General features: G+C 26.4%; 16 protein-coding genes. 11 read left to right on the top strand and 5 right to left on the bottom strand.

All coding sequences use genetic code 11. The annotated features are described in order from the left end of the window. Position 1 precedes the first annotated feature (1 nt). From hslU to AMYT_RS08580, 11 genes are read left to right on the top strand one after another with little or no spacing between them, the layout of a single operon-like run. Positions 2–1,330, top strand: a complete 1,329-nt coding sequence (gene hslU / locus AMYT_RS08630) for an HslU--HslV peptidase ATPase subunit (RefSeq protein WP_114842147.1) — start codon at positions 2–4, stop codon at positions 1,328–1,330. 55 nt (positions 1,331–1,385) lie between these two features. Continuing rightward, positions 1,386–1,691 carry a hypothetical protein gene (locus AMYT_RS08625; protein ID WP_114842146.1) on the top strand — a complete coding sequence of 102 codons (306 nt, stop codon included), beginning with the start codon at positions 1,386–1,388 and terminating at the stop codon, positions 1,689–1,691. Beyond that, positions 1,688–2,476 (top strand): TatD family hydrolase, encoded by a 789-nt coding sequence (locus AMYT_RS08620; RefSeq protein ID WP_114842145.1) that lies wholly within the window; start codon positions 1,688–1,690, stop codon positions 2,474–2,476. The genes AMYT_RS08625 and AMYT_RS08620 overlap by 4 nt, the downstream gene beginning before the upstream one ends. Positions 2,477–2,514: 38 nt before the next feature. After that, positions 2,515–3,927 (top strand): lytic transglycosylase domain-containing protein, encoded by a 1,413-nt coding sequence (locus AMYT_RS08615; RefSeq protein ID WP_114842144.1) that lies wholly within the window; start codon positions 2,515–2,517, stop codon positions 3,925–3,927. Then, positions 3,911–4,714, top strand: coding sequence for a septal ring lytic transglycosylase RlpA family protein (locus tag AMYT_RS08610; RefSeq protein ID WP_322934299.1), 804 nt, complete (start codon positions 3,911–3,913; stop codon positions 4,712–4,714). Before AMYT_RS08615 ends, AMYT_RS08610 begins: the two co-directional genes overlap by 17 nt. Positions 4,715–4,722: 8 nt before the next feature. Next, entirely contained in the window at positions 4,723–5,295 is a 573-nt protein-coding gene (hisB, locus tag AMYT_RS08605) for an imidazoleglycerol-phosphate dehydratase HisB (RefSeq protein ID WP_114842143.1), read from the top strand. Then, positions 5,292–5,789: a KdsC family phosphatase gene (locus AMYT_RS08600; RefSeq protein WP_114842142.1), complete on the top strand. Its 498-nt coding sequence runs from the start codon at positions 5,292–5,294 to the stop codon at positions 5,787–5,789. The genes hisB and AMYT_RS08600 overlap by 4 nt, the downstream gene beginning before the upstream one ends. Continuing rightward, positions 5,780–6,310, top strand: a complete 531-nt coding sequence (locus AMYT_RS08595) for a hypothetical protein (protein WP_114842141.1) — start codon at positions 5,780–5,782, stop codon at positions 6,308–6,310. Before AMYT_RS08600 ends, AMYT_RS08595 begins: the two co-directional genes overlap by 10 nt. Positions 6,311–6,318: 8 nt before the next feature. Beyond that, positions 6,319–6,813 (top strand): lipopolysaccharide transport periplasmic protein LptA, encoded by a 495-nt coding sequence (gene lptA, locus AMYT_RS08590; RefSeq protein ID WP_114842140.1) that lies wholly within the window; start codon positions 6,319–6,321, stop codon positions 6,811–6,813. Next, a complete protein-coding gene (gene yihA / locus AMYT_RS08585; protein WP_114842139.1) occupies positions 6,813–7,424 on the top strand; it encodes a ribosome biogenesis GTP-binding protein YihA/YsxC in 612 nt (203 codons plus the stop codon). Before lptA ends, yihA begins: the two co-directional genes overlap by 1 nt. Then, positions 7,405–7,866 carry an N-acetyltransferase gene (locus AMYT_RS08580; RefSeq protein WP_114842138.1) on the top strand — a complete coding sequence of 154 codons (462 nt, stop codon included), beginning with the start codon at positions 7,405–7,407 and terminating at the stop codon, positions 7,864–7,866. The genes yihA and AMYT_RS08580 overlap by 20 nt, the downstream gene beginning before the upstream one ends. 24 nt (positions 7,867–7,890) lie before the next feature. Here AMYT_RS08580 and AMYT_RS08575 read toward each other — a convergent pair whose 3' ends face one another. From AMYT_RS08575 to AMYT_RS08555, 5 genes are all read right to left on the bottom strand, one after another. Continuing rightward, entirely contained in the window at positions 7,891–8,682 is a 792-nt protein-coding gene (locus tag AMYT_RS08575; RefSeq protein WP_114842137.1) for a hypothetical protein, read from the bottom strand. A gap of 88 nt (positions 8,683–8,770) precedes the next feature. Continuing rightward, positions 8,771–9,499 carry a flagellar type III secretion system pore protein FliP gene (gene fliP, locus AMYT_RS08570; protein WP_114842136.1) on the bottom strand — a complete coding sequence of 243 codons (729 nt, stop codon included), beginning with the start codon at positions 9,497–9,499 and terminating at the stop codon, positions 8,771–8,773. A 52-nt stretch (positions 9,500–9,551) separates the two neighbouring features. Beyond that, positions 9,552–11,321, bottom strand: coding sequence for a penicillin-binding protein 2 (mrdA, locus tag AMYT_RS08565; protein ID WP_114842135.1), 1,770 nt, complete (start codon positions 11,319–11,321; stop codon positions 9,552–9,554). Beyond that, entirely contained in the window at positions 11,318–11,758 is a 441-nt protein-coding gene (locus AMYT_RS08560) for a hypothetical protein (RefSeq protein ID WP_114842134.1), read from the bottom strand. Before AMYT_RS08560 ends, mrdA begins: the two co-directional genes overlap by 4 nt. A 66-nt stretch (positions 11,759–11,824) precedes the next feature. Beyond that, on the bottom strand, positions 11,825–12,100 hold the full coding sequence (locus AMYT_RS08555; RefSeq protein ID WP_114842133.1) for an EscU/YscU/HrcU family type III secretion system export apparatus switch protein: 276 nt from the start codon (positions 12,098–12,100) through the stop codon (positions 11,825–11,827).

Genomic DNA, 12,100 nt, shown 5'->3' with positions numbered 1-12,100 from the left:
TATGGATTTAACTCCTAAACAAATAGTTGAATATTTAGATGATTATATTATTGGGCAAAATGATGCTAAAAAAACTATTGCTTTAGCTTTAAGAAATAGATATAGAAGAATGAGAGTTGAACCTGTTCTTCAAGAAGAAATAATGCCTAAAAATATTCTAATGATTGGAAGTACAGGGGTAGGTAAAACTGAAATTGCTAGAAGATTAGCAAAAATGATGGGATTACCTTTTGTAAAAGTAGAAGCTAGTAAATATACTGAAGTTGGATTTGTTGGAAGAGATGTTGAGTCTATGATTAGAGATTTAGTTTATGAATCAATAAACTTAGTTACTAAAGAGTTTGAAGAAAAAATTGTAGATAAAATTGATGAAGAAGTAAATAGACAAATTATTGAAAAACTTGTACCACCTCTACCTGAGGGTGCAACAGAAACTGCAAAAGAGTCATTTATTAAAACATATAATAAAATGGAAGAGAAGTTATTAAGTGGTCAGTTAGATGATAAAAAAATTGAAATTGAGGTTCCTAAGAAAACCCATGTGGAAATAATTGATTCTTCACTTCCTCTTGATATGACTTCTATGCAAGAGAGTCTTTCAAAAATGCTTGGTGGCTTAAATAAAGAAAAAATTAAAAAAGAAGTAACTATTAAAGATGCTAAGATATTATTAAAAGCAAGTGCAAGTGAAAAATTACTTGACCATGAAGCTATTAAAATTGAAGCAATTAAAAGAAGTGAAAATGGTGGAATTATTTTCTTAGATGAAATAGATAAAATTGCAACAAGCTCTAAAACTCAAAATCAAGACCCTTCAAAAGAAGGAGTACAAAGAGATTTACTTCCAATTGTAGAAGGAAGTTCTGTACAAACAAAATTTGGTCAAGTAAAAACTGATCATATTTTATTTATTGCTGCTGGGGCTTTTCATGTTAGTAAACCAAGTGACTTACTTCCAGAATTACAAGGAAGATTTCCTTTAAGAGTTGAATTAAGTTCTCTTGATGAAGAAGCACTTTATAAAATATTAACAAATACTAAAAATTCACTACTTAGACAATATAAAGCATTATTAGAAGTTGAAGGTGTAAATTTAGAGTTTGATGATGAAGCCATTAAAGCTTTTGCCAAATATTCAGTTACTGCAAATGAAAAAACAGAAGATATAGGTGCACGAAGACTACATACTGTTATTGAAAAAGTTATAGAAGATATAAGTTTTGATGCAGATGAAAAAAGTGGTGAAACTATAGTTGTAACAAAAGAGCTAGTTGAGCAAAAACTTGATGAGATTGTAGAGAATGAAGATACTGCAAGATATATCTTGTAATATTTTAATTTTTAATTTGCTAAAATAAATCCAAGATAGAAAATAGGGAGCAATTATGAATATTGTAACTTTTTGTAATGTAGATAGTTCACTTATAGATAGTAAACATGTTGTTGAGCATTTCCATAGTGGAATTAGTGAAAAAGCAGATATTGCCATTTTAGATATAAATTCAATATTTGATTTTGAAGAAAACAAACATGATTCTTGTAAAGAAAAATTTGTATCAATTGCAATAATCGATGATGATAGTGATTATGATGCTTTTAAAAACTTTGGTATTGATGCTTGGATTAAGGGTGAAGATATTCAAGACATTAATGGTATTATAAATCTAGTTGAAAAGAGATTCCTATCATAATCATTGATACTCACTGTCATCTTGATAATGAACAATATCAAGATGATGTAGATATAGTAATATCTAATGCTTTAAATGCAAATGTAAAAGGTTTTGTTATACCAGGTGCTGATCCAAGAGATTTACCAAAAGCTGTTGAATTGGCTGAAAGATATGATGAGGTTTTTTTTGCAGTTGGCGTTCACCCTTATGATATAGAATATTTTGATAATGAAATATTGGAAAAATATGCTACTCACCCAAAGTGTATTGCAATTGGTGAATGTGGATTAGATTATTATAGACTTCCTTTAGAGGAAGAAGAAAAATATGAAAATATAAGAAAACAAAAAGAGGTTTTTATTGCACAAATAGAATTTGCAAAAAAAGTTAAAAAACCTTTAATTGTGCATATTCGTGATGCTTCAAATGATTCAAAAAAAATATTATTAGATTATAATGCTAAGGAAGTTGGTGGTGTTTTACACTGCTATAATGCAGATGAACAACTATTAAGCTTAGCAAAAGAGAATTTTTATTTTGGAATAGGTGGAGTTCTAACTTTTAAAAATGCAAGAAAACTTGTACAAGTATTAAATAAAATACCACAAGAAAAACTTGTAGTTGAAACAGATGGTCCTTATCTTACACCCCATCCTCATAGGGGAGAAAGAAATGAACCAGCATATACAACTTTTGTTGTAGAAAAAATCTCTGAACTCCTTGAAATGGATATTGAGGAGGTTAAAAAATTAACTACTAAAAATGCTGTAAATTTATTTAAGCCATTATCTAATATTATTTAGATAAAATATTAGCTATTTTATAAAATAGGATAAATTTTTTGAATAAAATAGCTATATTTTTATTATTAACAATTACTTATTCGTTTGCTTCGCTTATAGGTACTAATTATAGTCAAAGAGATTTACAAATACTTGAAGAACTTGATATTAAATCGTCTTTTATTACTGATTACAAACTTCAAAGAACATATAATAATCTTTTAAAAGAGCATAATCAAAATAATTATGTAAAAAAACTAAGTGATGCTTCACTGTTTGTTCCAAAAATAAAAAAGATTTTAAGAGAAGAAAAAATACCTTCAGTTTTTTTATATATGGCAATGGCTGAATCTGATTTTACAATTGATGCAAAATCAAATGTTAAAGCAATAGGTATTTGGCAATTTATGTCAGAAACAGGGAAAACTTTTGGTTTAGATAATAATTTATATGTTGATGAAAGAATGGATTTAGTTAAATCTACAAAAGCTGCAACTAAATATTTAAGGTCTTTACATCATAGATTTGGAAAATGGTATTTAGCTGCACTTGCATATAACTGTGGTGAAGGTAGAGTAATAGAAGCAATTACAAGAGCTACTATTGATAAATATGTAAAACTATATCCAAAACAAGAAAAAAGTGAAAAAATTAAAGAGTTTAGAAAAACAATTGCAGCATATCAAAATGGAAATGAACGTTTTTATAAAATTAATAGAATTTATAAAGAAGTTAAACAATGGGGTATTTCTCTTGATATTGATGATTTTTTAACTGAACAAAATAATATTACAAGACAATATATTCCTAGTGAAAGTAGAATGTATATTAGAAAGATTATTGCTCTTGGTATGATGAATAATCAAAGTTTTATTACAGAAAATGATAATGCACACCTTTTAAATATTGGAGCTACTTCTTCTGTTGCTACTATTAGTGTAAAAGGTGGTTTACATTTACAATCTATTTCAAGTGCAGTTGGTCTTAATTATGAAGAATTAAAGGCTTTAAATAAACATTTAAAGCTACAAATTATTCCTCCTTATGAAAAAAATTATGATATTTATATTCCTTATAGTAGACTTGCAAGATTTCAAGCAAATAAAGACTTAATTAAAGATAGTAGATATATGGTTCATGTTGTAAAAAGTGGCGATTCACTTTTAAAAATAGGAAAAAAATATAATATTTCATATAATGTAATTAAAGACTTTAATAAATTAAATACAAATTTTTTATCTTTAAATCAAAAACTTATTATTCCAATTACTGCAAAAAGTGGGAAAAATGAAGTTTTAAAAGTGGCAAAACTTAGAAAAGAAGAGAGTAAAATTATTCATCAAGTAAAAAATGGAGAGACTCTTTATTCTATTGCTAAAAGATATAATATCAATCTAAGTAAGTTAAAAACTGATAATAAACTTAGAACAAATTTAATAGGTATTGGAGATAAAATTGTTATTAAAAAATAGTTTTTCAAAGTATTCTATAGTAGTAACTACTTTTTTAGTTGGTGGCTTTTTAGCAGGATGTTCTTCTAAATATAGTAGTTATAGTTATGGTGGTGGAAGTTATAAAAAAATTCCTCCTCAAGAAATGAAAAATTCGCAAGCTATGCATAGAGCTACGATGAGACCTTATCAAATTTCTGGAAAGTGGTATTATCCCACATTGGCAAAAGTTGCAGATGAACAAAGAGGAATTGCCTCTTGGTATGGGCCAAATTTTCATGCTAAAAAGACTTCAAATGGAGAGATATATAATATGTATGCTATGACAGCAGCACATAAAACTTTACCAATGAATACAATGGTAAAAGTAGATAATCTTGAGAATGGAAGATCAATAGTTGTAAGAATAAATGATAGGGGACCTTTTGTTACTGGAAGAATTATTGACCTTTCAAATAAAGCAGCACATGCTATTGATATGGTGAAAAATGGAACAGCAAAAGTAAAAATAACAGTTTTAGGTTTCCACGGTAAAATTGCAAAAACTTCAATAGAGAAAAATGAAGTTATGAGTGTTGGTAAATATTATGTACAAGTAGGAGCATTTAGAAGAATTGAAGGTGCTCAAATTACAAAAAGAAAATTTGAAAATATTATTGGAAATAACTATAATGTTATTATAAAAGAGGGATATTTTGAAAATGCACCTATAAATAGAGTTTGGGTAAGTGGGTTTAGAAGTGAGGAAGAGGCTAATGACTTTAAAGCTAAACTTGGAATTAATGGTGCTATGATAATTGCACAATAGGAATGAAGATGGTTGAATTTAATAGAAAAACAAAAGAAACAGATATAAAATGCAAGCTTAATGTAGAGGGTGTAGGTAAATCAAATATAAAAACTGGTATTGGTTTTTTTGATCATATGTTAGAGGCTCTTTCAAAACATAGTGGTATTGATATTGAGCTTATATGTGAAGGTGATTTGCATATAGATTTTCATCATAGTGTGGAGGATTGTGGTATTGTTTTAGGTAAGGCATTAAAACAAGCAATTTTTCCTATAAAAGCTGTGGAAAGATATGGTAATGCAACAGTTGTTATGGATGAAGCAGCAGTTACATGTGCCCTTGATTTAAGTAATAGACCTTTTTTAGTTTATGATATAAATCTAAGTGGGAAAGTAGGGGAATTTGATGTTGAATTAGCTGAAGAGTTTTTTCATGCTTTTATAACAAATGCAGGTCTTACTTGTCATATTGTGTATGAAAGAGGAAAAAATAAACATCATATCTTAGAAGCTGCTTTTAAATCAGTTGCTGTAGCTTTAAGAAGAGCTTTAATACCAAATGAAAAATTAGGAATACCTAGTACAAAAGGTGTTTTATGATAGAACTACTTGTTTTAGATGTTGATGGTACATTAACTGATGGAAAAATAACTTATACTAATAGTGGAGATGAGTTAAAATCTTTTGATGTATCTGATGGGCTTGCAATTGCAACTTGGACTAAAAAACTTGGTAAAAAAGCTGCAATTATTACAGGAAGAACATCTAAAATAGTAGAACAAAGAGCACAAGATTTACAAATAAACCATCTTTATCAAAAAGTACATAATAAAGATGAGATTTTAGAAGAAATTTTAAAAAAAGAGAATTTAACTTGGGATCAAGTTGCAGCTATAGGTGATGATTTAAATGATTATAAAATGTTAAAAAAAGTAAATTTATCTTTTACTCCTTCAAATGGAACTCATTATTTAAAAGAGTTTGTTGATGTTGTTTGTAAAAATAGTGGTGGAAATGGTGCAGTAAGAGAAATGATAGAATATATTATAAAAAAAGATAATTTAGAAGAGGAGTTTTTAAAAGCATGGTTATAAAATCTTTTATTTATGCTATTTTATTAATCTCTACATTAATATATTTTGTACCAATAGCTAATATACAAGATAAAGAAAATAAAAAAGAAATACCTCTTGTAAGTTTTAATAATTCTACAATGTATACTTTAAATGAGCAGACTGTTACAAAAATAGTTAATTCAAAAAAAGCTTCAAGATTTGAAACTAAAGATATTATGTATGAAGGTAATTTTATACTAAAAGCAAATGATAAAAAAGTAAAAAATGCAACTGATTATGTAAGTGCAGATGTTATTATAAAGCAAAAAGAAGAGTTTACTTTTATTAATAATGTAAAATTTAGAAGAGATAATTTTATGACTTTAAATACTCAAGAACTTTTTTATAATGATAAAACAAAAATAGCAAGAAATACAATATATTTTAGTGGTACATATTATAATCATAAATTAAATGGAACAAATTTATATTTAGATATGAATAATGAGATTATGAAATCAAAGAACTCTCATTTTGAAATTGATATAACAAAAAATTAAGGATAGATATGAAATATTTTTTATTAAGTTTAGTAGCTTCTTCAATGCTTTTTGCACAAGAAAAATTAGTTATAGATGCTAAAAAATTTGAAGCAAATGATGCAAAAGGAATTTCTATTTTTACAGGAGATGTTAAACTTAGAAAAGCTAAAGATAAATTAGATGCGGATAGATTAGAAGTCTATATGTCTTCAAAAGATTCAGAAAAAAGAGTACCTTTAAAATATATAGCCATTGGAAATGTCTCTTTTGATATTATTTCAAAAGATAAAGAGTATGAAGGAAAAGGTAATAAAGTAATATATTATCCAAATAAAGAAGAATATGAGATTATTGGAAATGGATATATAAAAGAAAAAGTAGAAGATAGAAAAATCTATGGAGATAAAATCTTTATAAACCAAACAACAGGTGAAGCAAAAGTTAGTGGAACTGAAGATAAGCCCGTTAGATTTATTATAAATTTAGATAATAATAAAGATAGTGCAAAGGCTGATAAATAATGAAAATAGTTGATGCAACATTTTTGCAGTCAGCTCAAAGTATAGCTGACTCTCCTGATCCCAATGTGGCTGAAGTTGCATTTTTAGGAAGAAGTAATGTTGGTAAATCTTCATTATTAAATACTTTAACAAATAGAAAAGGTTTGGCAAAATCTTCTTCTACTCCTGGGAAAACTCAGTTAATAAACTATTTTAATATTAAATTTAAAACTTCAAATGAAGAAATGCCTTATTTATTTGCAAGGTTTGTTGATTTACCAGGTTTTGGATATGCAAAAGTATCTAAAGGCTTAAAAAAAGATTGGAATAGAAACTTAACTAATTATTTAGAGCAAAGACCTTGTTTACAAATATTTGTTCATTTAATTGATTCTAGGCATCCTTCTTTAGATATTGATAAAAATGTTGATGAATTTTTATCAAGTATTAAAAGAGGTGACCAAATTATTATACACGCTTTTACAAAAACAGATAAATTAAAACAAAATGATTTAGCAAAATTAAAAAGAGAGTATCCTAATGGTATTTTTATTTCAAATTTAAAGAAAAAAGGTATGGACTCTTTACAAAATGCAATAACGGAGCATCTATTTGGAAATCAAGTTTTTTAAACCAAATGTATCGCATATTAAACAAATGCAAGCTTTAGTAAAACCTGAAGTTGAAAGTGGAAAAATTCTTTTAAGAACAGAAGATGAGATGGCCAATACAATTAGGTCATACACTGTTGTAAGTGTAGATGGAAAAATTGCAGGTTTTACAGCTTTGCATATACATTCAATTAGATTATCAGAAGTTAGAAGTTTAATTGTAGGTAAAGAGTATAGAGGTTTAAAACTTGGTAAACAATTAGTAGAACACTGTATTGAAGAAGGTAAGAAACTAGGATTGGAACAAATCTTATCACTAACTTATGAACAAGGTTTCTTTGAAAGCTTAGGTTTTAAAGTTATAGATAAAGAAGATATTCCAGAACATAAAATATGGGCAGACTGTATTAGATGTAAGCATTTTCCTGTTTGTAATGAAATTGCTATGGTATATGATTTATAAGGCTAGAAGAAAACTCTTCTAGCTTTAGTTATTTAAAGTAAAATCTATTCCTTCTTCTAACTCTTTTATCCAAATATTATAGTTATTATGAATATTATAATGTGTATCTGCACCTAAGTTTGTACTTGTAATATATTTAATACTATAAGAGTCTAAAGTATAATCAATTCTAACTATTGCAGTATGAACTCTTCTTACAACTTTTGCCAAAATAAATCCCTCTTTTTGTTTAGACATAACCCAATTTGTTTTATCTCCAACATTAAGTATTTTTTGGCTTATTTGTTGAATATTTTCATATTTTTTATTTATGCTTTTATTTTCCACATCATAAATTGGTTTATATTTATTATTTCCTGCTGGCATTTGATCTTTTTTATAATTAGCGGCAAGTTGTTCTTCTATTTTTAATTTTTCATTCATTTTTAAAACTATCAATTTAGAATCAATTTGGTTTTCTAAGTTTCTTATCCAACCATTGTAGTTATTATGAATAGTATTATTACTTTTATCATAATTTAAATTCTGTGCTTCTAAAAGCTTTATATTGTAAGAGTTTTTATCATAAGTTATTTGTATTTTTGCAATATGTTCTCTAATTACAAGATTTCCAATAATTGTATTATTATCAACTTGTTTCATATTCCAACCTAAATACTCTCCTGCTTTAATAATAGCATTGTAAACAGTTTGGTTTTCTGGTTTTTCTTTGAAAGTTTTAGAGGGTACATTATATACTTTATTTATTCCGCATCCTGTAAGGATAAAAATAGCAAATAAACTTGAACTTAATATTTTTAAAATACTTCTTTTCATTTTAATTCCTTTTTAATTGTTTAGCTATAAAATAATAGCAAAATTATATAAAAATAAGAATTATATTTATACTTTTATACTTAAAAGACTATTTAAAGGATTGGGCTAGATTTCCTATTATTAAAAACCAACCATCAATTACAATAAAAAAGATTAGTTTTATAGGTAAGGAGATCATTACAGGTGGAAGCATCATCATACCTAAACTCATAAGAATAGAAGATACAATAATATCAATAACTAAAAAGGGTAAAAATATTAAAAAACCTATTTCAAAGGCAGTTCTTAATTCACTTACAATAAAAGCAGGCATTAAAAGTGTTAATGGAACATCATCAATATTTTTAGGATTTTCTTGTTTTTTTATTCTATAAAATAATCCCAAATCAGATTCTCTTGTATTTTTTATCATAAACTCTTTAAAAGGTTTAGTTCCTTTTTCAAAAGCCTCTTCATATCCTATTTTTTCATCCATATAAGGAACTATTGCTTCATTCCATGATTTTTTTGCATAGGGTTCCATAATAAAAATAGTTAGGATTAAAGCCATTGATACAATTACTTGAGAAGGAGGAGTTTGTTGTAATCCTAAGGCTTGTTTTAATAGTGAAAAAACAATTAAAAGTCTTGTAAAACTTGTAGCCATTAAAAGTAAAGTAGGAGCTAATACTAATAATCCTAAAATAATTGCTATATTTATAGTTCTTACAAACTGTGCAGGTTCTTCAAGTGCTGCAACAGAGAGATTTACAACAGGTGGTGTATCAGCTGCAAATAAAAATGAAGTAAAAAATAATAAATATGCAAAAAATTTCAAAAATATATCCTTTTTTTAATGGTAAAATAATAACTAAAAATCAATTAAAGGCTTATTTTTTAATATAACCTAACTCATGTAACTTATTATAGATTTTTGTTACCATAGGACCTGCTGCTGAACCTCCATGTCCTCCATGTTCAACTAAAGCAACAACTACATACTGTGGGTCATCAAATGGACCATAAGTATTTAACCAAGCATGAGATCTATGGTAATATTCCAATTCACTCTCTTTCATTCTTTTCTTTTCAGATTGAGGAATAGAAATAACTTGTGCAGTTCCTGTTTTTGCTGCAATTTTAATTTTTGATTTAATATGTTTTGAAGCAGTACCCAATTCTTCATTTGCCACATCATACATACCATTTCTTATAATTCTTAAATATCTTGGTTTTGTTGGTATTTCAACAGGTTCTTCATAATTATCTTTATAAAAATGTGGTTTAGGAAGTTTTCCTGTTGCTAAAAAAGCAGTATATCTAGCAACTTGCATTGGAGTTACTAAAGTATATCCTTGACCAATAGAAGTAATTACTGTCTCTCCTATATACCAAGGTTGGTTATATCTTTCTTTTTTCCACTCTTTACTTGGATTTACACCTATAAATTCATTGATTTGATCAACTCCCGTTTCTTGTCCAAATCCATATTTTTCTAAAGTATTTGCAATTTTACTTATACCAACTTTTAAGCTTGCTTTATAAAAGAAATCATCACAACTTTCTCTTAATGCTTTTCTAAAATTAACAGTTCCATGTCCTGTTGTTTTCCAACATCTAAATTTTCTATTTCCTATTTGAAGTTCACCATTACAATAAACTGTATAATCAGGTTGAATACCATTTTCTAATAAAGCTAAAGCTACACCCATTTTATGAACAGAACCTGGAGGATATAAACCATTTACAAGTTTATTTGTAAATGGATGATCAAAGCTATTTCTCATAGCATCCCACTCTTTTTGAGTAATTCCTCCAACAAAAATATTATTATCATATTCAGGAAAAGATGCCGCTGCTAAAAGTTCACCATTTTGGGCATTCATAACAATTACAGCACCACTTTTATGATTGAAATTATCTTGAATATATTTTTGAAGTTCTATATCTATTGTAGTTTTTAAAGTATTATCTTCTTTAGGTTTTTTCTCTTCTAAAATTTCCAATTCTTTATTTAAAGCATTTACTTTTACATCTTTATATCCAAGCTCCCCTTGAAGTTTTTTATTATAATATTTTTCTAAACCATTTTTTCCAACTATTCCACTATATTTAGAAAGTTCATTCTCTTCTATATCTTTTTTAGAAGATTTTCCCACATACCCAATAACATGAGAAGCTATATTATGATATGGATAATACCTTTTTACAGCTGGTTCTACTTTTATATCTTCTATTGAATTAAATAGTGTAAATTTTGAGAAAAAATCATCATATGCTATATAATCTATTAATTGAACATAATCATGCTTATATGCAGAATCTAATCTTTTATATTTTTTTAATAATTCATCTTTATCATATTCTGGAAAATGTTTTGTAATAAAATCTATAATTTCTAGTAATTTATCTTTATTTTTATAAGAACGTAAATGAGGTTTTATAGTTATAGAAAATCCAAGATTATTAATAGCTAAAGGAATACCATTTCTATCTTCAATAATCCCTCTTGATGGAGCAATATAAACTCTTTTAATATAGTTTTGTTTTGATAATTCTTCATAATAAGTATTTGATTTAATACTTAAAAAGTATATTCTTGCAAGTAAAACAATCATCAAAATAGCAATAAAAATAAGTATAAAATTTAATCTTCTCATATCATAAGTCCAACAATAATAAAATCAATAACAATATTTATAAAAATTGTAAAAAGAAGTTCATGGGAATAGCTATTATTTGCTATATATAAAAGTGTAAATCCAAAATAGAAAATCAAAATATATAAGTAATCATTTAATTGACTATATGAAACAACTCTTTTTATATAAGGTACAATAAAAGCATAAATAAAAAAGCTAAGAAGAATTAAACTAAAAGGTTTAAATCCATTATTTAACTCTATAAAAAATATACCTAGTGCTAAAAAAAAGGCACTGTAATAAAACTCTTTTTTCAAAATATTTATAAAAGTTAAAAATAAAATACCAATTAAAAATACTGGATTAAAATAAATAGATGATAAAAAGTTTATTAAAATAGGAAAAATAAATACTAAAATAACAGTTAATAAATTATCAAATATGGTTTTCTTCATTAGGCATTTTCTTCTTTAAAAGTTCGAAGATTATAATATAAAAACTCTTAATTTTAGGTTCTAGCTCTAATCTTTTTTAGGTTGATTTGTTAGTTTATAAATAAAGCTAAAAATTTCAGCAACTGCTTTATACATACTAGCAGGAATCTCTTTATCAATATCTAGTTTTGATAGTAATTCAATTAAATCTTCATCTTTTTTAATAGGAAGATTATTATCTTGTGCAATTTTTATTATATTTTTAGCAATTTGGGCTTCCCCTTTTGCAACTAATTTTGGAGCATTGTCATTTTGTATATCATATTTTAAGGCTGCTGCTTTTTGAATAAATTTTTTTTCCAT

The sequence above is a fragment of the Malaciobacter mytili LMG 24559 genome (assembly GCF_003346775.1).
GTDB classification, from domain to species: domain Bacteria; phylum Campylobacterota; class Campylobacteria; order Campylobacterales; family Arcobacteraceae; genus Malaciobacter; species Malaciobacter mytili.
This window is presented reverse-complemented; position numbering and strand designations above follow the sequence as displayed.

Excerpts from the sequence above, each read along its gene's own strand:
- hslU (WP_114842147.1), top strand. The coding sequence starts at position 2 with ATGGATTTAACTCCTAAACAAATAGTTGAATATTTAGATGATTATATT.
- AMYT_RS08625 (WP_114842146.1), top strand. The coding sequence starts at position 1,386 with ATGAATATTGTAACTTTTTGTAATGTAGATAGTTCACTTATAGATAGT.
- hisB (WP_114842143.1), top strand. The coding sequence starts at position 4,723 with ATGGTTGAATTTAATAGAAAAACAAAAGAAACAGATATAAAATGCAAG.
- AMYT_RS08600 (WP_114842142.1), top strand. The coding sequence starts at position 5,292 with ATGATAGAACTACTTGTTTTAGATGTTGATGGTACATTAACTGATGGA.
- AMYT_RS08595 (WP_114842141.1), top strand. The coding sequence starts at position 5,780 with ATGGTTATAAAATCTTTTATTTATGCTATTTTATTAATCTCTACATTA.
- lptA (WP_114842140.1), top strand. The coding sequence starts at position 6,319 with ATGAAATATTTTTTATTAAGTTTAGTAGCTTCTTCAATGCTTTTTGCA.
- yihA (WP_114842139.1), top strand. The coding sequence starts at position 6,813 with ATGAAAATAGTTGATGCAACATTTTTGCAGTCAGCTCAAAGTATAGCT.
- AMYT_RS08575 (WP_114842137.1), bottom strand. The coding sequence starts at position 8,682 with ATGAAAAGAAGTATTTTAAAAATATTAAGTTCAAGTTTATTTGCTATT.
- mrdA (WP_114842135.1), bottom strand. The coding sequence starts at position 11,321 with ATGAGAAGATTAAATTTTATACTTATTTTTATTGCTATTTTGATGATT.
- AMYT_RS08560 (WP_114842134.1), bottom strand. The coding sequence starts at position 11,758 with ATGAAGAAAACCATATTTGATAATTTATTAACTGTTATTTTAGTATTT.
- AMYT_RS08555 (WP_114842133.1), bottom strand. The coding sequence starts at position 12,100 with ATGGAAAAAAAATTTATTCAAAAAGCAGCAGCCTTAAAATATGATATA.